The following is an 18,896-nucleotide window of genomic DNA, read 5'->3' as shown; positions in this document are numbered from 1 at the left end:
AACATCTGTACAGATAGTGAACATTTAGGTGTATCGTGGTTTCCAGCCACGGGATGCCGGCCCCCTGCGGGACGCGAGGAAGCGTTCTGCCCTGACAGGAAGAAGGACCATGGACGAGAACACCATGGATGTGAACCACAGCTCCGCCCCCGCGGATGACCTGTTCGCAGACCAGATAGTCGAACGGCTGGATGCAGCCGAGGCATCCCAGGACCAGATTTCCGGCGAGATCCGGACAATCCACGAAGCGTACCGGAAGGGCGTGGACAACGGCGCTGCCGAAGAGACGCAGCCGCGGATCGATTTCCGCCCCTACCGCAGCTCGCTCCTGCGCCACCCGACCAAGAACCTGCACCACACCGATCCCGAGACGATTGAACTGTGGTCCCCGGCATTCGGCCACCAGGACGTGCATGCCCTGGAGTCGAACCTGACCATCCAGCACAACGGCGAACCCCTGGGCGAACGCATCATCGTCCGCGGCCGGGTGCTCGACGGCGACGGACGTCCGGTCCGCAACCAGCTCATCGAGGTCTGGCAGGCCAACTCGGCTGGCCGCTACATCCACAAGCGCGACCAGCACCCGGCTCCGATCGACCCGAACTTCACGGGCGTCGGACGGGCCATCACCGGCGACGACGGCTCCTACGAGTTCATCACGATCAAGCCCGGCCCCTACCCGTGGAAGAACCACTTCAACGCCTGGCGCCCGGCGCACATCCACTTCTCCCTGTTCGGGACGGATTTCACCCAGCGGATGATCACCCAGATGTACTTCCCGGGTGATCCGCTCTTCGCCCTGGACCCGATCTACCAGTCGATCACCGACCAGAAGGCCCGGGACCGCCTGGTGGCTTCGTATGATCACAACATCACCTCGCACGAGTGGGCCACGGGCTACAACTGGGACATCGTGCTCACCGGCAGCAACCGCACCTGGATGGAAGAAGAGGACGCAGAGTAATGAGTGAAAAACTCGTCGCCACCCCCGGCCAGACCATTGGCCCGTTCTACGGCTACGCCCTTCCCTTCGAAAAGGGCGGCGAACTGCTGGCCCCCGGACTGCCCGGCGCCATCCGGCTGCAGGGAACGGTCCGTGACGGAGCCGGTGAAACCATTCCCGACGCACTGCTGGAAATCTGGCAGGCCGACGCGGACGGCAGCATTCCGCAGAAGACCGGTTCGCTGGTCCGCGACGGCTACACCTTCACCGGGTGGGGCCGCGTACCCGTGGACAACACCGGCAATTACACCTTCACCACGGTGAACCCGGGGCCGACCGAGGAGGGCGCAGCGCCGTTCATCTCCTTCGTCGTCTTCGCCCGCGGCCTGCTGAACAAGCTCCACACCCGGATGTACCTGCCGGAGGACGAAGCAGCACTGGCCAAGGATCCGCTGCTGTCTTCACTGCCCGAGGACAGGCGCCGGACCCTGATCGCCACGCGCGAAGCCGACGGCGGACTGCGCTGGGACATCACGCTGCAGGGCGAGAACGAGACCGTCTTCCTCGCCTTCCCGGGGGCGTAATCCATTGGGCTCCGCGGAAACTGCCGACTACGGCCTGCTGTCTCCGGCATGGGCAGGCACCCGCGCCGCAGCACTGACTTCTGACGAGGCGCTGCTGCAGGCCATGCTCGACGTCGAACTCGAGTGGCTGCGGGTGCTTGCTTCCGCGGGCCTGATCGATTCCCGGGTGCCCGACGCCGTCGCTCCCGCCTGCCAGGCTTCGCGGTACGACGCCGCGGACCTGGCGGCGCGTGCGCAGGGCGGCGGCAATCCAGTGATTCCGCTCCTTGCGGACCTCCGGGCGATTGTGCGCGAGGAAGCGCCCTGGGCTGTGGGCCCGATCCATAAGGCGGCCACCAGCCAGGACATCCTGGACACGGCCCTGATGCTGATGTCCTCGCGCGCCCTGAAGACAGTCCTCGACGACGTCCACAGCGCCGAAGCGGCCCTGGGCGGTCTGGCCCGGAAGCATGCCGGAACCGTCAGCGTTGCGAGGACCCTGACCCAGCATTCGCTGCCTTCTACGTTCGGTCTCAAAGCCGCGCAGTGGCTGCACGGCGTGGGGCAGGCCGGAGCAGCACTCGAGGCAGTGGCGGCCGCTCTCCCACTGCAGTGGGGCGGTGCCTCCGGAACCATGGCTGCGCTGACAACCGCAGTGCAGCAGGGGCAGGCCAAGCCCCTGGAGCTGGCGGCAGACCTGGCCGCACGCCTGGGCCTGGCAGATCCGCTGGCACCCTGGCAGACCAACCGGCTGCCCGTCACGGCGCTGGGCTCCGGGCTCGCCGATCTGCTGGCGGCGGCGGGCAAGATCTCCAACGATGTCCTGCTGCTTAGCCGGCCCGAAATCGGCGAGGTCAGCGAACCGCGCGAGGCCGGCCGCGGCGGCTCGTCCGCCATGCCGCAGAAACAGAATCCAGTTCTTTCCGTGCTGATCCGCAGCGCCGCCCTTGCCGCACCCGGCTACGCAGCCATGCTGCACGCCGCAGCAGGTGCGGCCGACGACGAACGCCCGGGCGGATCCTGGCACGTCGAGTGGCAGGCGCTGCGCCAGCTCCTGCGCCTGGCCGGGGGAGCGGCTGCCAAGCTCGCGGAGCTTGCAGCAGGGCTGAGCGTCAACGGCGACGCCGTTGCCCGCAACCTCGCCCTTGCCGGTCCGCTGGTCGTCAGCGAAAAGGTGATGGCACGCGTCGCGCCCCTGCTGGAGGACGGTGTTCCCGGCCAGGGCAAAAAGCGCGTCCAGCACCTGGTGTCGCTCTCGCTGGCCGGTGAGGACTTCGCGGCGCTGCTGCGCGCGGAGGTGCCGGAAAGCGATCTCAGCGACCAGGACATTGCGCAGCTGCTGGACCCGGCCAACTACCTCGGCCAGTCCGACGCCCTGATTGAACGAATTGTCTCGGCCTACCCCGGAAGGAAACGCCCGTGAGCGTCCCGCAGATCAAAGCAACCCAGCTCTCCAACGCTGGTCCCGATGCACCCGTACTCATCGCCGGACCGTCGCTGGGGACATCCGGCACGGCGCTGTGGAGCAGTACGGCTGCCCTGCTGGACGGATTCACCGTGATCGCCTGGGACCTGCCCGGGCACGGCAACAGCCCGGCCGCAGCTGAGGGCTTCTCCCTGCCCGACCTGGCCGAAGCAGTGGCAGGCCTGGTAAAGGCGGCGACAGCTGCCGGGGACATCTCCGAAACCCAGGACCTGTACTACGCCGGTGTTTCGCTCGGCGGGGCCGTCGGCCTGCAGTTGGGCCTGGACTTCCCCAAACTGTTCACCTCCCTGGCGATCCTGTGTTCCGGTGCCAAGATCGGAGACGCCGAAAGCTGGGAAACCCGTGCCGAAACGGTCCGGACCCAGGGGACTCCGGCAGTGCTCATTTCTTCCGCCCAGCGCTGGTTCGCGGAGGGCTTCATTGAACGTGAAAAAGGCGCATCGGCAGCTCTGCTCCACTCCCTGCAGGATGCAGACCGGTTCTCCTATGCGTTCTGCTGCCAGGCACTGGCAGGCTTCGATGTCCGGGAACGCCTGGCCGAGATCGCTGTCCCCGTACTGGCCGTAGCCGGTTCCGACGACGTCGTGACACCCGCTGCCTTCGCGGAACTGATCGCAGCCGGCGTGCCGCAGGGACGGGCCGCCGTCGTATCCGGTGCTGCGCACCTGGTGCCGGCCGAACAGCCGGCCGCTACAGCCGAACTGCTGGGCGGTTTCTTCCGCCCGGCCAACTAACCAAGGAATAACATCACCGTGAACGAGTTCAGCGAGAAGACCCAGCAGGAGATCTACGACGAGGGCATGGCCGTCCGCCGCCAGGTCCTCGGGGATGCCCACGTCGACCGTGCCAACGCTGCCAAGGACGATTTCACCGGCGATTTCCAGGACATGATCACGCGCTACGCGTGGGGGACCATCTGGACCCGTCCGGGTCTGCCCCGAACCATGCGCAGCGCCATCACGCTGACGGCGCTGATCGCGCACGGGCACATGGAAGAGTTCGCCATGCACATCCGTGCGGCCCTGCGGAACGGCCTGTCCAAGGACGAGATCAAGGAGATCATCCTGCAGGCGGCCATCTACTGCAGCGTGCCGTCGGCGAACTCCGCCTTCAAGGTGGCCCAGGGCGTCTTTGCAGAGCTGGACGGGCCTGCGGCGTCCTAGGACCTCTGGTAAAAACCACAAATCTCGGATAAATTCGCATCTTGTACGTATGTTCGGTGAACGAACACGCGCTTATCGCCGCGCAGCGGTGCAGCCAGTCAAAGGAGCCATGGTGAACCAGGCCTACATTTACGACGCCGTCCGGACCCCGTTCGGCCGCTTCGGCGGAGCTCTCGCTTCCGTGCGCCCCGACAACCTTGCGGCACAGGTGATCCGCGCAGCCGTCTCCAGGGCACCCGGGCTCGACCCGGAACGAATTGATGAAGTCGTCTTCGGCAACGCGAACGGAGCCGGTGAAGAGAACCGCAACGTCGCACGCATGGCCACGCTGCTCTCCGGCCTGCCCGTCTCGATTCCCGGAACCACGGTGAACCGCCTGTGCGGCTCATCCCTGGATGCAGCGATGATCGCATCCCGCCAGATCAACACCGGAGAAGCCGATCTGATGCTGGTGGGCGGCGTAGAGTCCATGAGCCGCGCGCCCTGGGTCCTGCCGAAGAACGAAAAGCCGTACCCCGCAGGTGACCAGACCCTGGCTTCGACCACTCTCGGCTGGCGCCTGGTGAACCCGGACATGCCCAAGGAATGGACTGTTTCGCTTGGGGAAGCCACGGAGCAGCTCCGGGAAAAGTACGGCATCACCCGCGAACGCCAGGATGCCTTCGCCGCAGCTTCCCACGAGCGCGCCGCCCAGGCCTGGGACGAAGGACGCTACGACAACCTCACCGTCCGGGTCGACGGCGTGGACCTGGCCCGGGATGAAAGCATCCGCGCCGGCTCCACCGTGGAAAAACTGGCGACCTTGAAGACTGTCTTCCGCCCGGCGTCGGACTCACCCTCCGGCGGCACGGTGACCGCGGGCAACGCTTCACCGCTGAACGACGGCGCCTCCGCCGCCTGGATCGGCAGCGAAGCGGCTTCGGAAATCCTGGGCCTGGAGCCCCTGGCCAGGATCGCAGGCCGCGGCGCGGCAGCTAACGAACCCCAGTTCTTCGGCTATGCGCCGGTTGAAGCCGCCAACACCGCGCTGAAGCGTGCCGGCATCACCTGGGGCGACGTGGCCGCCGTCGAACTCAACGAAGCCTTCGCCGCCCAGTCCCTGGCGTGCATGGATGCCTGGGACATCGATCCGGCGATCGTCAACGCGTGGGGCGGTGCCGTTTCGATCGGGCATCCGCTGGGCGCGTCCGGCACCCGGATCCTGGGCACCCTGGCCCGCCGCCTGGAGGCTTCCGGCGAACGCTGGGGCGTCGCCGCCATCTGCATCGGGGTCGGCCAGGGCCTCGCCGTCGTACTCGAAAACACCAAAGCCTAACCAGGGAGAACCGTGCTGAACATACTGCAGGACGCCGACGCAGCCGTCGCGCCGATCCATGACGGAGCAACTGTCATGATTGGCGGTTTCGGCAAGGCCGGCCAGCCCGTGGAACTCATCGAGGCACTGCTGCGCCAGGGTGCCGGAAACCTCACCGTGGTGAACAACAACGCCGGCAACGGCGAAGAGGGACTTGCCGCCCTGATCGGAGCCGGGCGGGTCAGGAAGATCATCTGCTCGTTCCCCCGCCAGTCCGATTCGCAGATCTTCGACGCCAAGTACCGCGCCGGGGAAATCGAACTCGAACTGGTGCCGCAGGGCAACCTCGCCGAGCGCATCCGCGCCGCAGGTGCCGGCATCGGCGGGTTCTTCACCCCCACCGCCTACGGCACCCCGCTGGCCGAAGGCAAGGAAACCCGCATGATTGACGGCCGCGGCTATGTCTTCGAGACGCCGCTGCACGCGGACTTCGCGCTTGTGAAGGCGCTGAAGGCCGACCGTGCCGGCAACCTGGTCTACCGCAAGACTGCCCGGAACTTCGGTCCGATCATGGCCGCGGCAGCGAAGAACGCCATTGTCCAGGTCCGCGAGATCGTGGACATCGGCCAGATAGATCCCGAGACCGTCGTGACCCCCGGGATCTACGTCAACTCCCTGGTCCAGGTATCCCGCGAGAAAGCACCGGCAGCAGCATGAGCGAAAAGGCAGTGAACACCACCGTGAGCGAAAAACTGGACCGCTACTCACTGGCTGAACTGGTTGCCGGGGACATTGCGCCCGGTTCCTTCGTGAACCTGGGGATTGGGCAGCCGACACTGGTTTCGAATTACCTCAAGCCGGAACAGTCCGTCACGCTGCACACCGAGAACGGCATGCTCGGCATGGGCCCGGAAGCACAGGGAGATGAGATCGACGGCGACCTGATCAACGCCGGCAAGATCCCCGTGACCGAGCTGCCCGGTGCTTCCTACTTCCACCACGCCGACTCCTTCGCCATCATGCGCGGCGGACACCTGGACGTGTGCGTTCTGGGTGCGTTCCAGGTTTCCGCCACGGGCGACCTTGCGAACTGGCACACCGGCGCGCCGGATGCGATTCCCGCTGTGGGCGGTGCCATGGACCTGGCCACGGGTGCCAAGGACGTGTACGTCATGATGTCCCTGTTCACCCGCGAAGGGGTCAGCAAGCTGGTTGCCGAGTGCTCCTACCCGCTAACCGGTGTTGGATGCGTCACACGCGTCTACACTAATGAAGCGGTATTCCTCCTGAAGGAGGACGGCGTCCACGTTCGCGAGACCTACGGGATCAGCTTCGAGGAGCTGGCCGCCAAGGTGGACGTACCGCTTATCGCGCCGTCTGCCGGCGCAGCCTAAAACAGCAACGGGGGACCCATGAGCGAAACGATCGCGGCCAGTGACCAGTACGTCCAGTCACTGGCCCGCGGCCTGTCCGTGATCCGGGCGTTCGACGCCGAGAACGTACAGATGACGCTCAGTGATGTCTCCCGCCGCACCGGCCTCACCCGGGCTACCGCCCGCAGGTTCCTGCTGACCCTGGTGGAGCTTGGCTACGTCCGCACCGACGGACGCAACTTCGAACTCACGGCGCTGGTGCTGCAGCTGGGGTATTCCTACCTCTCCGGGCAGACCCTGCCGCAGCTGGCCCAGCCGCTGCTGGAAGACCTGTCACGCGAAATCCACGAATCGACGTCGGCCTCCATCCTGGACGGCAACGAAATCGTGTACGTGGCTCGGATCCATACCCGCCGCCTGATGACCGTGGGCATTGCAGTCGGGACCCGGTTCCCCGCCTACGCGACATCGATGGGGCGGGTGCTGCTGGCCGGCCTGCCGCCGGAACGGCTCGACGCGTATTTGGCAGAGGTCGAACTCCGGCCGCTGACTGAACGGACCCTGACCACCGAAGCCGCCCTCCGCGCCGAAGTGCAGCGGGTTAGGGAGCAGGGATGGGCCGTAGTCGACCAGGAATTGGAGCGGGGCCTGCGCTCAGTGGCGGTGCCGATCTTCAGCCCGGCCGGCGAAGTTGCCGCTGCACTGAATACCTCAATGCAGGCGACGCTGGGGCTGGACGGGCCTACACTGGAGGAAGCAGCGGCTTCAGTGCTGCCGCATCTGCAGGAGGCATCCCGCAAGATCACCCAGGCCCTCGCGGCCAGGAGCTGACCTCGGATCCCTTCCAGGGCAGGCGGTTTCGCCGGCCGGATGCGCGCGGTCATAGCAGACGGGGAAGTCTGCTAGACTATTAACAATTGTTTGTGTGGCAGTGGATGAAGGCCGCTCGCATGTTCTCCGGATTTATTCCGAAGTGCGGGTGGGGGCCTGTTTCCGGGTTGCAGGGTTCTTGTGCAACGAATGCCACACTTTTGCACGCCTACGGTCGCTTCGGATCAACGGAACGTCTCGGGGGTGCTGCGGCAACAACTTTGAAAAGCCTCGCCCGCGGGCTGCCTGACAGCGGCGGCCGGGCGACAGCAACCAGAGAATTTTTCTCGAGATAAACGGAGAACTGATAAGTGCCTACGATTCAGCAGCTGGTCCGCAAGGGCCGCTCACCCAAGGTCTCCAAGACCAAGGCTCCTGCCCTTAAGGGCAGCCCGATGCGCCGTGGTGTCTGCACCCGTGTTTACACCACCACCCCGAAGAAGCCGAACTCGGCTCTGCGCAAGGTAGCCCGTGTCCGCCTCAACGGCGGCGTGGAAGTTACCGCTTACATCCCCGGTGTAGGCCACAACCTGCAGGAACACTCCATCGTGCTCGTTCGCGGTGGTCGTGTTAAGGACCTGCCCGGTGTCCGTTACAAGATCGTTCGCGGCGCACTGGACACCCAGGGTGTCAAGAACCGCAAGCAGGCTCGCAGCCGCTACGGCGCGAAGATGGAGAAGAAGTAATATGCCCCGCAAGGGTCCGGCCCCCAAGCGGCCGCTCGCAGTCGATCCCGTTTACGGCTCCCCGCTCGTCACGCAGCTGATCAACAAGGTCCTCGTTGACGGCAAGAAGTCCACCGCCGAGCGCATTGTTTACGGTGCACTCGCCGGAGCCCAGGAAAAGACCGGACAGGATCCGGTTGCAGCCCTGAAGAAGGCTATGGACAACATCAAGCCGAGCCTCGAGGTCAAGTCCCGCCGTGTCGGCGGCGCAACCTACCAGGTGCCGGTTGAGGTCAAGCCGGGCCGCGCAACCGCCCTGGCGCTGCGCTGGCTGGTTGGCTACTCCAAGGCCCGCCGCGAGAAGACGATGACGGAGCGCCTGCGCAACGAAATCCTGGACGCCTCCAATGGTCTTGGTGCTGCTGTGAAGCGTCGCGAAGACACCCACAAGATGGCCGAGTCCAACAAGGCCTTCGCCCACTACCGCTGGTAATTAGCACCACCCATATCTTTTCAGCCCAGGCCCTGCGGCCCGCTCCGGCGGGCCTCAGGGCCGCAGGCCGAATTGATGACCGGCGGGGCCAGAACCAAAACTAGGGAGTAACTGTGGCACTGGACGTGCTTACCGACCTCAACAAGGTCCGCAACATCGGCATCATGGCTCACATTGATGCCGGCAAGACCACTACTACCGAGCGCATCCTGTTCTACACCGGTGTCAACCACAAGATTGGCGAGACGCACGACGGCGCCTCGACCATGGACTGGATGGCACAGGAGCAGGAGCGGGGTATCACCATTACCTCCGCAGCTACCACGTGCTACTGGGACAACAACCAGATCAACATCATCGACACGCCGGGTCACGTTGACTTCACTGTCGAAGTTGAGCGTTCCCTGCGCGTGCTCGACGGCGCCGTTGCTGTCTTCGACGGCAAGGAAGGCGTGGAGCCGCAGTCCGAGACTGTTTGGCGCCAGGCCGACAAGTACAACGTTCCGCGTATCTGCTTCGTCAACAAGATGGACAAGCTGGGCGCTGACTTCTACTTCACCGTAGACACGATCATCAACCGCCTCGGCGCCAAGCCGCTGGTCCTCCAGCTGCCGATCGGCTCCGAAAGCGAATTCGAAGGCGTCGTTGACCTCATCGAAATGCGTGCCCTCACCTGGCGCGGCGACGCCAAGGGTGACGTCACCATGGGTGCAAAGTACGAAGTTGAGCCGATCCCCGCAGACCTGCAGGAAAAGGCCGAAGAGTACCGCGCGAAGCTCGTGGAGACTGTGGCAGAAGCCAGCGATGAGCTGATGGACAAGTACCTCGAAGGTGAAGAGCTCACCGTTGAGGAATTGAAGGCCGGCATCCGCAAGATGACCGTCAACTCCGAAATCTACCCGGTGCTGTGCGGCTCCGCGTTCAAGAACCGCGGCGTCCAGCCGATGCTTGACGCTGTTGTCGCCTTCCTGCCGAGCCCGCTGGATGTTCCGAACATCCAGGGCCACGACATCCGCGACGAAGAGGTTGTCCTCGAGCGCGCCGCTGATGCCGATGCACCGTTCTCCGCACTGGCGTTCAAGGTTGTGACGCACCCGTTCTTCGGCCGTCTGACCTACATCCGCGTTTACTCCGGCAAGGCTGCTTCCGGCGCCCAGGTCATGAACTCGACCAAGCAGAAGAAGGAGCGCATCGGAAAGCTCTTCCAGATGCACGCCAACAAGGAGAACCCGGTGGATGAAATCACCACCGGTCACATCTACGCCGCTATCGGCCTGAAGGATACGACCACGGGCGACACCCTGTGCGACCTCCAGAACCCGATCGTCCTGGAATCGATGAGCTTCCCGGAGCCCGTTATCTCCGTGGCCATCGAGCCGAAGACCAAGGGTGACCAGGAGAAGCTCTCCACGGCCATCCAGAAGCTCTCCGAAGAGGATCCGACCTTCCAGGTCTCCCTCGACGAAGATACCGGCCAGACGATCATCGCCGGCATGGGCGAGCTCCACCTGGACATCCTGGTGGACCGCATGCGCCGCGAATTCAAGGTTGAGGCCAACGTGGGCAAGCCCCAGGTTGCCTACCGCGAGACCATCCGCCGTACGGTCGAGCGCTACGACTACACGCACAAGAAGCAGACGGGCGGCTCCGGCCAGTTCGCAAAGATCCAGATTGCCATCGAGCCGCTGGATACTGCTGAAGGTGCGATGTACGAGTTCGACAACAAGGTCACCGGTGGCCGTGTTCCGCGCGAGTACATCCCCTCCGTCGACCAGGGCATCCAGAGCGCCCTTACCGACGGTATCCTCGCCGGCTACCCGGTGGTTGGCATCAAGGCAACGCTTATTGACGGCGCTTACCACGATGTTGACTCCTCCGAAATGGCGTTCAAGATCGCCGGCCGCCAGGCTTTCAAGGAAGCTGCACGGATGGCCAGCCCGGTTCTTCTGGAACCGATCATGGATGTCGAAGTCCGCACCCCTGAGGAATACATGGGTGAAGTCATCGGTGACATCAACTCGCGCCGCGGGCAGATGCAGTCGATGGAAGACGCCAGCGGCGTGAAGGTAATTCGTGCCCTCGTTCCGCTGTCCGGCATGTTCGGGTACATCGGTGACCTGCGGTCCAAGACCCAGGGCCGCGCCGTTTACTCGATGCAGTTCAACAGCTACGCAGAGGTCCCGAAGGCAGTAGCCGACGAGATCATCCAGAAGACGCGCGGCGAGTAAGACCCTGGCCGGTGTTCCGGCTTTACCGGAACACCGGCTGTGCGCGGCCCGGGTCTGAAGGATATTTGTCCTGAAGACCCAGGCTGCGCGGCCAGACTGAGCGGAACCTGCCAAGGACCGCGGCACAAGGCAATTTCATCAAATAAACAGCCCCAAGTAGACTTGGATCGGATCAGTTGCGAGAAGCGCGGCTGGTGATTGAAGTCTTCTAACCTTTCTAGGAGGAACCCGTGGCGAAGGCAAAGTTCGAGCGGACTAAGCCGCACGTCAACATCGGCACCATTGGTCACGTTGACCATGGAAAGACGACGTTGACCGCTGCCATTTCGAAGGTGCTTGCTGACAAGTACCCTGATCTGAACGAAAAGCGCGATTTCGCTGCTATCGACTCTGCACCTGAAGAGCGCCAGCGCGGTATCACCATCAACATCTCGCACATCGAGTACCAGACCGAGAAGCGTCACTACGCACACGTTGACGCCCCCGGCCACGCTGACTACATCAAGAACATGATCACCGGCGCAGCTCAGATGGACGGCGCAATCCTCGTGGTTGCCGCTACTGACGGCCCGATGGCTCAGACCCGCGAGCACGTTCTGCTCGCCCGCCAGGTTGGTGTTCCCTACCTGCTGGTCGCACTGAACAAGTCCGACATGGTTGATGACGAAGAACTGCTCGACCTCGTGGAAATGGAAGTTCGCGAACTGCTGAGCTCCCAGGAATTCGACGGCGACAACGCTCCCGTCGTCCGCGTTTCGGGCCTGAAGGCTCTGGAAGGCGATCCGAAGTGGGTTGCTTCCGTTGAAGAGCTGATGGAAGCCGTTGACAACAACGTTCCGGACCCGATCCGCGACAAGGACAAGCCGTTCCTGATGCCGATCGAGGACGTCTTCACGATCACCGGTCGTGGAACCGTTGTTACGGGCCGCGCCGAGCGTGGAACCCTCGCCATCAACTCCGAGGTCGAGATCGTCGGCATCCGCCCGGTCCAGAAGACCACGGTTACCGGTATCGAGATGTTCCACAAGCAGCTTGACGAAGCATGGGCCGGCGAGAACTGTGGCCTGCTGCTCCGCGGCATCAAGCGCGAAGACGTAGAGCGTGGCCAGGTTGTCGTGAAGCCGGGTTCCATCACCCCGCACACCGACTTCGAGGCTAACGTCTACATCCTGTCCAAGGATGAAGGCGGCCGCCACAACCCGTTCTACTCGAACTACCGCCCGCAGTTCTACTTCCGCACCACCGACGTCACGGGTGTCATCACCCTGCCCGAGGGTACGGAAATGGTTATGCCCGGTGACAACACCGAAATGACCGTTGAACTGATCCAGCCGATCGCAATGGAAGAGGGCCTCGGCTTCGCTATCCGCGAAGGCGGCCGCACCGTTGGATCCGGCCGCGTCACCAAGATCATCAAGTAATTTGATCTACTGACGCTCGGACCGTTTGGTTCAGCTTGAAAGGGCCCCGCTGCTACGGCAGCGGGGCCCTTTTGCGTTCCCCGGTCAGTTCCCCTGCCAGTGCCCTGCCGGAGGCCAGTCCTTCGGCAAAGGCCCGCACGGCGTTGAGTCCTGCAGCCGACGCCGCCCCGCCGACGCTCGTGTGCGCTATGCCGGCTGCAGCCAGTTCGCGCGACAGGGAGCTGTTTTCCACCTGTCCCGCGGCGACAATGACGGCGTCCGCCGGGACGAGTTCATCCTGCCCGCCGGACCCCGCAAGGATCAGTCCCCGTGGCGTCACCTCCTTGCAGCTGACTCCGGTCAGCATCGCGACTCCGGCACTGCGCAGTGCCTGCAGCACAGCCCATCGGGTGGAGGGCCCAATGCCTTCTCCGATGCGGCTGCCCCGGCGCAGCAGGGTGATCTGCCGGAAGCGGTGTTCCGCGAGCAGGTGGGCGAGGTCGACGGCGATGCCGCCGGCCCCGACAATGGCCAGCCTGCGGGGGAGGGCGGCGGCCACAGCGAAGGCCTCGTGGTAGTCGTAAACCGGCAGGTACTCGGCTCCCGGCAGGCGGACGGTCCGCGGGAGCACCCCCGTGGCGTCGATGACATGGCTGAAACCGGAGAGCACCTCCGCGCCGGCAAGGACACCGGTGTGGATCTCAACCCCCAGACGGGGCAGTTCCCGGGAAAAGTAGCGAATGGTCTCGGCGAAATCCGCTTTGCCCGGGACCACGCATGCCAGCCGGAACTGCCCGCCGATTCCGGGTGCGGATTCGAAGAGGTCCACGTGGATACCGGCTTCCGCTAGGGCGGCCGCTGCCTGCAGGCCGGCCGGACCGGCGCCGGCAACTGCGGCACGCGGCGTGCCGGCACTCCTGGTCCGCGGTGGAAAAGACACCGGGAAGGCACGTTCACGTCCGGCGCGCGGGTTGACCAGGCAGGAGACCGGCTCTGTTCCGAGCGATCGGTCGATGCAGGCCTCGTTGCAGGCGATGCAGGTGTTTACCAGGTCAGGCCTTCCAGCGGCTGACTTGGCTATGATGCGGGGATCAGCCAGCAACGGGCGGGCCATCGACACGAAATCGACCATGCGGTCGGCCAGGGCCGCCTCCGCCTGCGCCACCGAGTTAATCCGGTTGGAACCGATCACCGGTACGGTATGCCCGGCACCCGCCAGGTGCTGTCGGATACGGGCTGCCACTGGAAGCCAGGTGCCGTGGGGGACCATGGCCTGCACGGTGGGGATCCGGGATTCGTGCCATCCAATGCCGATGTTCAGGGCATCTGCACCTCCTGCGGCCAGGGCTCCGGCCAGTGACACGTACTCCTCGGGAGGACCGGCGCCGTCGACCAGGTCGTCCCCGGACAGGCGGAAGATGACCGGGAAGCCGGTGCCCACGGCCCCGCGGACTGCCGAGAGGACTGCCAGCGGAAAGGCCTGCCGGCGCAGGGCGTCCCCGCCCCAGGAATCATCGCGCCGGTTCGTTGCGGCCGACGCGAACTGGTTCACCAAGTACCCCTCGGACCCCATGATCTCCACAGCGTCGAAGCCCAATTCCCGGGCCTGGGCCGCAGCAGCAGCGAAAGCGGCAAGCGTGCGGCGGACGTGCTCCTCGTCCATAGCCGCCGGCATGGCCTTGGAATAGGCGGACCAGACCGCGGACGGGGCTGCCGGCTGCAGTCCGTAGGTGCTTTCGAAGGCATAGCGGCCGGCGTGGAAAAGCTGGAGCGCCAGCTTCGCTCCGGCGTTGTGCACCGCTTCCAGTGCTGCGGCGGCAGCTTCCCGGAAAGGTACCTCACCCGCCACCAGATAGGTCGGGCCGCCCGAGCCTTCCCTGTTGACGGCGGCGCCTCCGGTGACGATCAGCCCGGCGCCGCCCGCTGCCCGCTCGGCGTAGAAGGAGGCGAGTGCGGGCGGATCCTGCTCAAAGTTCAGGTGCATGGAGCCCATGATGATCCGGTGCGGCACCTCCAGCGTTCCGATCCTGCCGGGCGCAAAGACATGCGGGAACTGCCGGAATCCTGGGCGCGGGTCATCCGGCATGGCAGTCGCCTACCCGGCCGCTCCGCCGAGGATCTCCCGGGCGATAACGGCCTTCTGGATCTCATTCGTGCCCTCTTCGAACCGCTGCGCCCGGGCGTCGCGGTACACACGTTCAATCGGCTGGGTCTGCCAGTAGCCGATGCCGCCGTGGACCTGCAGGGCCTTGTCCGTGACCCGTCCCAGCATGTCCACTGCGGTCAGCTTCGCCATGGAGGAGAGGGCAGCGGCGGTGGGTTCAGCCGCCTGCCAGGCCGCTGCGGCGGTTAGTGTCAGGGCCTTCGCCGCTGCGATGTCTGCGGCGTTTTCAGCCAGTGAAAAGGCGATGGCCTGCCTGGACGCCAGCGGCTTGCCGAAGGTGGTACGCTGCCGCGCATAGTCCACGGCCAGCTGCTGTGCACGCTGCGCCAGGCCCACACAGCTCATCGCCACCGAAATCCGGCTCGGCGTCAGGAACCCGCCCAGGGCGACGGCCAGTCCGTCTCCTTCAGCGCCGAGCCGGTTCCCGACCGGCACCGGTGCATCGGTGAAGGTGAGGGAGGCGTGGTCGGTGCCGCGGACTCCCATGGTCGCCGAAGTGTCCTCCACCTGGACGCCCGGTGTATTGCGGTCCACCAGGAGCGCCACCGTCCCGTCCCTTCCGGTGCTGCCTTCCAGCCGGGCAAAAAGAAGCCAGTAGTCGCAGCGGACGCCAAAGGTAATCAGGTGCTTGCGTCCGCTGAGGTAATAGGTGTCCCCGTCCCTGCGGACGGAGGAGGTGATGTCCGCTCCGCTGCCGTTCGCGGGTTCTGTCAGGGTAAAGGCGACGACGGTCTCGCCCGCGACTGCGGGGAGAACGAACCGCTGCCGCTGGGCCTCATCGGCGAAAGGATTCATGGCCCGCCAGGTCCCGTTCAGGACGTGGACGATCATCCGCACGGAAGCATGGGAACGGGAGAAGACTTCCATGAGGCCCATCCACTGCACGAAACTCAGGCCCGTGCCGCCCAGATCCCGCGGGGCAGCGAGGGAGAGGAAGCCTTCTTCGCGCAGCTGTTTCCAGAGGTCGTCCGGGACGGTGCCCGTGGCTTCGATTCTTCCGGACCACTCCTCGCCCGGGCCCTGGACCCAGCTGGTAACCCGGTCAAGCAGTGCCAGATAATCGGGTTCCGGGACCGAACTGCCGCGCCCGTCGGCGGTGACGGTGCTGGTCTTGGTGGCGCTGGTGTTCACGAAGGACTCCTGTCTTCGGCGGCACGGGCTTTCCCGGCCAGTTGCCGCGCCTGATCCCGCAGCAGGAATTTTTGTACCTTTCCCACGGGGTTGCGGGGAATCTCGCTGAGCAGTTCAAGCCGTTCCGGCCAATAATGCTTTGCAACCCGGCACCGGTCCAGGTAATCAGTGAGTTCGCGCAGCGTGGGCGGGGTTCCGGCAGGAACCACGAAGGCGCACGCCCGTTCGCCCAACCGGGGATCCGGCATGGCGGCCAGCGCGACGTCGTCGACCTTCGGGTGCCGGTACAGCAGCTGTTCGATCTCGGCCACCGGGATTTTCTCCCCGCCCCGGTTAATCACGTCCCGTACGCGTCCGGTGATCCGGAGGTAACCGGCGTCGTCCAGTGTTGCCAGGTCACCGGTGCGGTACCAGCCATCGTCCGTGAACGCCTCCTTGGTGAGGTCCGGGCGGTCAAGGTAACCCTCGAACAGTGTGGGGCTGAGGAGTTCAAAGTTCCCTTCCGTTCCTGCGGGCAGCGGGTGGCCGTCGTCGCTGACGATCCGTGCCTGGACCCCGGGCAGCAGCTGCCCGTCAGTTCCCCAGACGAGCGCCGGATCGTCTCCCGGGGTGGAAACGGCACCCAGGCACGTCTCGGTGGTCCCGAAAGCCCCGCAAACCGCGGCGTCCAGCACCCTGGTGGCCCGCTCGGAAAGGTGGCGGGGAACGGCGGCACCTGTGTTGACGAAGATCCGCAGGCTCCGGGGCGCGGGGGAACCGGCTTCTACGGCTTTGACCAGGTCATCCAGGAACGGGGTGGCGGCCTGCACGAACGTGCCCTGCCAGGCGCGCAGCATGTTCAGGGCCCGGACCGGATCCCAGACGGACTGCAGGATTTGGGGAGTTCCGAGGACAAAGGAGAGCCACATGCCGTAAAGGAAACCGGTCTGGTGGGCCAGGGGAGAGGGAACGAAGATGGCGTCGCCGCCACCGAGTCCCAGCTGGCGAGCTTGCATTGCCGCGGCCCGGGAGAGGGTCGAATGCCGGTGCAGGACGCCTTTGGGCTCTCCGGTGGTTCCCGAGGTAAACAGGAGCTGGGCCGGCACCTGGGCATCCGGTGCGGCCGCGTCTATTCGTTCGCGGTCCACCGGGGTTTCGGCCAGCTCCTGTTCCCAGCCGTGCCACCTCACGCCCCGGTCCCGCACCGGCAGGGGAGGGGCGGCTGCTCCGATGACCAGGACGTGCCGAACCGCCAGCTCATAGTCGGGATCGCTGCCGGCAGCAAGGATCCCGGAAAGCTCGGCGGCGTAGTGCCGTCCGCGGAACTCCTCGGGAACAACAACGACGGCGGCGCCGGAACGGTGCAGCGCGAACGCGACTTCCCGTTCGCGGAAAATCGGCATGATGGGAGCTGCCACCGCACCGATCCGCAGCGCAGCCACGGTCAAGAGGACGAACTCGCTCCAGTTCGGCAGCTGGAACGCCACCCGGTCTCCGGCACGCACCCCCAGGTCCAGCAGCATTGCCGCGATCCGGTCTGCTCCGGCGTCGAGCTCTGCCCAGGTCAGGTGTCCGGTGTCCTGCGGGCGGCCATCCACCACGGCAGTGCGTGCAGGGCGTTCGGCCGCCCAGCGGCGGACCCAGTCCGGGGCCGTGACCCGGGCAGCTGCCTCGATGTCCAGGGCCGGTGTCCTGCCCTGGCGGGGACGGGTACCGCGGGATGCGGGCCGCCTCGCTGCCTTCCCGTCCTGGACCTGCATGGACAGGCCGAAAGAGTTCATTGCCTTAAGGAACTCCGGGTAGGAAATCCGGTAGGCATTCGGGTAGGTCAGGGTGGACAGTCCCTCGGCGGCCGAGGCCGCGACGGCCAGGGACATCAGCACCCGGTGGTCGTTGAACGAGGAAAGGTCCGCACCGGTCAGCCGGGCTGATCCGCGGACCCGGAGGTCACTGCCGCTGATGCGGACCTCGGCCCCCATGGAATTCAGCTGCAGCATGGCGGCAACCCGGTCCGATTCCTTCAGGCGCACGTGTGCGACATTGCGGAAGATGCTCTCGCCGTCGGCGCCGGCAGCCATGACGGAGAGGATGGGAAGCATGTCCGGGACGGTGCGGCAGTCGATTTCTGCAGGTTGCAGGGACACCCCGTCGTGCCGGACCCGGACCGCGTCATGTGCGGCGTCGTACTTCATGGGCAGCCCCATGGAAGCGGCGACGTCCAGGAAGTCCGCTTCCGGGTGGTCAGCGCCTGCGGACGTGACTGTCTGCAGCCCGTGCAGGAGCAGGTCTGCCGGATGCAGGGCCGCTGCGGCGAGTCCGAAGGCCGCCGACCCAATGTCCGGTGGTATCCGCATATCGGTGGGAACAGCCTGCTGGCCGGGCGGGATTTCGAAGCGGTGCCAGTCCTCGGACACGTCGATCCGCAGTCCGAACCGGCGCATCATCTGCACCGTCAGGTGCAGGTAGGTGCGTTCGTTCAGCGTTCCGTCCACCACCACTGCGGTCGGGTGGGAAGCGAACGGAGCCAGGAGCAGCAGGCCCGAGATCCACTGGGAGAGAGTTCCGGCAATGTGGACCTCGCCGCCGGTAGGCGCTTTGGCCCGCACCTTGATGGGCGGGCAGTCCGTGGGGGAGTCGACGTCGAGCCCCATCTGGCGCAGCGCCGCAAGCAGCGGACCGATAGGGCGCCGCTGGAAGTATTTCTGCCCCGTGACGGTGACATCCTTCGAGCCCAGGGCAGCCAGTCCCACCATGAAGTAAAGGGTGGTGCCGGAACTTCCGGCGGAGATGTCCTGGCGCGCCGGACGGTACGGTCCGCCGTGGACCACGTAGGTGCCGCCGTCGATCTCGATCCGGGTGCCCAGGCGCCGGAGCATTTCCACCGTGTAGTGCACGTGCCGGGCGTCGGTCAGACCCGTGATCCTGCTGGTGCCCGGCGCCAGGGAAGCCAGGATCAGTGCCCTGTGTGCGTGGTATTTCGAGTTGGGCACCAGGGCTTCGCCACAGATGCGCTGCGCAGTTCCCAGGACCGAAAGGTACATGGCGTCAGAGCCCTTCAAACGGCTGTCCTCGTTCAGGCGGCCACCCCGGAAGGTGACGCTACCAGTTGCGCAGCGGGGCCGGAACAGGGGCGCGGGCAGCGCA

16 protein-coding genes are annotated in these 18,896 nt (G+C 65.3%); 13 read left to right on the top strand and 3 right to left on the bottom strand.

Annotated features, from left to right (window positions below; all coding sequences use genetic code 11):
* Positions 1 to 109: 109 nt before the first annotated feature.
* From pcaH to tuf, 13 genes are all read left to right on the top strand, one after another.
* Positions 110 to 964, top strand: coding sequence for a protocatechuate 3,4-dioxygenase subunit beta (gene pcaH, locus NF551_RS12865; RefSeq protein ID WP_227894263.1), 855 nt, complete (start codon positions 110 to 112; stop codon positions 962 to 964).
* Positions 964 to 1,527: a protocatechuate 3,4-dioxygenase subunit alpha gene (pcaG, locus tag NF551_RS12860; RefSeq protein WP_227894264.1), complete on the top strand. Its 564-nt coding sequence runs from the start codon at positions 964 to 966 to the stop codon at positions 1,525 to 1,527. The genes pcaH and pcaG overlap by 1 nt, the downstream gene beginning before the upstream one ends.
* Before the next feature lie 4 nt (positions 1,528 to 1,531).
* On the top strand, positions 1,532 to 2,929 hold the full coding sequence (locus NF551_RS12855; protein ID WP_227894265.1) for a lyase family protein: 1,398 nt from the start codon (positions 1,532 to 1,534) through the stop codon (positions 2,927 to 2,929).
* Positions 2,926 to 3,726, top strand: coding sequence for an alpha/beta fold hydrolase (locus tag NF551_RS12850; RefSeq protein ID WP_227894266.1), 801 nt, complete (start codon positions 2,926 to 2,928; stop codon positions 3,724 to 3,726). Before NF551_RS12855 ends, NF551_RS12850 begins: the two co-directional genes overlap by 4 nt.
* 18 nt (positions 3,727 to 3,744) lie before the next feature.
* A complete protein-coding gene (gene pcaC / locus NF551_RS12845; RefSeq protein ID WP_227894267.1) occupies positions 3,745 to 4,155 on the top strand; it encodes a 4-carboxymuconolactone decarboxylase in 411 nt (136 codons plus the stop codon).
* Positions 4,156 to 4,267: 112 nt separating this feature from the next.
* Positions 4,268 to 5,470, top strand: a complete 1,203-nt coding sequence (locus NF551_RS12840) for a thiolase family protein (protein WP_227894582.1) — start codon at positions 4,268 to 4,270, stop codon at positions 5,468 to 5,470.
* Positions 5,471 to 5,482: 12 nt separating this feature from the next.
* Positions 5,483 to 6,166, top strand: a complete 684-nt coding sequence (locus tag NF551_RS12835) for a 3-oxoacid CoA-transferase subunit A (RefSeq protein ID WP_227894268.1) — start codon at positions 5,483 to 5,485, stop codon at positions 6,164 to 6,166.
* Entirely contained in the window at positions 6,163 to 6,843 is a 681-nt protein-coding gene (locus NF551_RS12830) for a 3-oxoacid CoA-transferase subunit B (RefSeq protein ID WP_227894269.1), read from the top strand. Before NF551_RS12835 ends, NF551_RS12830 begins: the two co-directional genes overlap by 4 nt.
* A gap of 18 nt (positions 6,844 to 6,861) precedes the next feature.
* Positions 6,862 to 7,653, top strand: coding sequence for an IclR family transcriptional regulator domain-containing protein (locus NF551_RS12825; RefSeq protein WP_227894270.1), 792 nt, complete (start codon positions 6,862 to 6,864; stop codon positions 7,651 to 7,653).
* Positions 7,654 to 8,003: 350 nt separating this feature from the next.
* The gene (rpsL, locus tag NF551_RS12820) at positions 8,004 to 8,378 is read left to right on the top strand and encodes a 30S ribosomal protein S12 (protein WP_055239341.1); all 375 of its coding nucleotides are present in this window, start codon (positions 8,004 to 8,006) and stop codon (positions 8,376 to 8,378) included.
* Position 8,379: 1 nt separating this feature from the next.
* Positions 8,380 to 8,850 (top strand): 30S ribosomal protein S7, encoded by a 471-nt coding sequence (rpsG, locus tag NF551_RS12815; RefSeq protein ID WP_055239342.1) that lies wholly within the window; start codon positions 8,380 to 8,382, stop codon positions 8,848 to 8,850.
* A gap of 113 nt (positions 8,851 to 8,963) precedes the next feature.
* A complete protein-coding gene (fusA, locus tag NF551_RS12810; RefSeq protein ID WP_227894271.1) occupies positions 8,964 to 11,078 on the top strand; it encodes an elongation factor G in 2,115 nt (704 codons plus the stop codon).
* Between the two features lie 230 nt (positions 11,079 to 11,308).
* Positions 11,309 to 12,499: an elongation factor Tu gene (gene tuf / locus NF551_RS12805; RefSeq protein ID WP_104052739.1), complete on the top strand. Its 1,191-nt coding sequence runs from the start codon at positions 11,309 to 11,311 to the stop codon at positions 12,497 to 12,499.
* Positions 12,500 to 12,551: 52 nt separating this feature from the next.
* On the opposite strand, the gene NF551_RS12800 is transcribed toward tuf, so the two are convergent.
* The 3 genes from NF551_RS12800 to aroA are packed head-to-tail and all read right to left on the bottom strand — an operon-like array spanning position 12,552 to position 18,811.
* Entirely contained in the window at positions 12,552 to 14,564 is a 2,013-nt protein-coding gene (locus NF551_RS12800) for an oxidoreductase (protein ID WP_227894272.1), read from the bottom strand.
* Between the two features lie 9 nt (positions 14,565 to 14,573).
* The gene (locus NF551_RS12795; RefSeq protein ID WP_227894273.1) at positions 14,574 to 15,773 is read right to left on the bottom strand and encodes an acyl-CoA dehydrogenase family protein; all 1,200 of its coding nucleotides are present in this window, start codon (positions 15,771 to 15,773) and stop codon (positions 14,574 to 14,576) included.
* Entirely contained in the window at positions 15,770 to 18,811 is a 3,042-nt protein-coding gene (gene aroA, locus NF551_RS12790) for a 3-phosphoshikimate 1-carboxyvinyltransferase (RefSeq protein WP_227894274.1), read from the bottom strand. The genes NF551_RS12795 and aroA overlap by 4 nt, the downstream gene beginning before the upstream one ends.
* Between the last annotated feature and the right edge of the window lie 85 nt (positions 18,812 to 18,896).

It is taken from the genome of Arthrobacter caoxuetaonis, assembly GCF_023921125.1.
Lineage (GTDB): Bacteria > Actinomycetota > Actinomycetes > Actinomycetales > Micrococcaceae > Arthrobacter_B > Arthrobacter_B caoxuetaonis.
The sequence above is the reverse complement of the archived record's forward strand: the minus strand, read 5'-3'. Positions and strand labels throughout refer to the sequence as shown.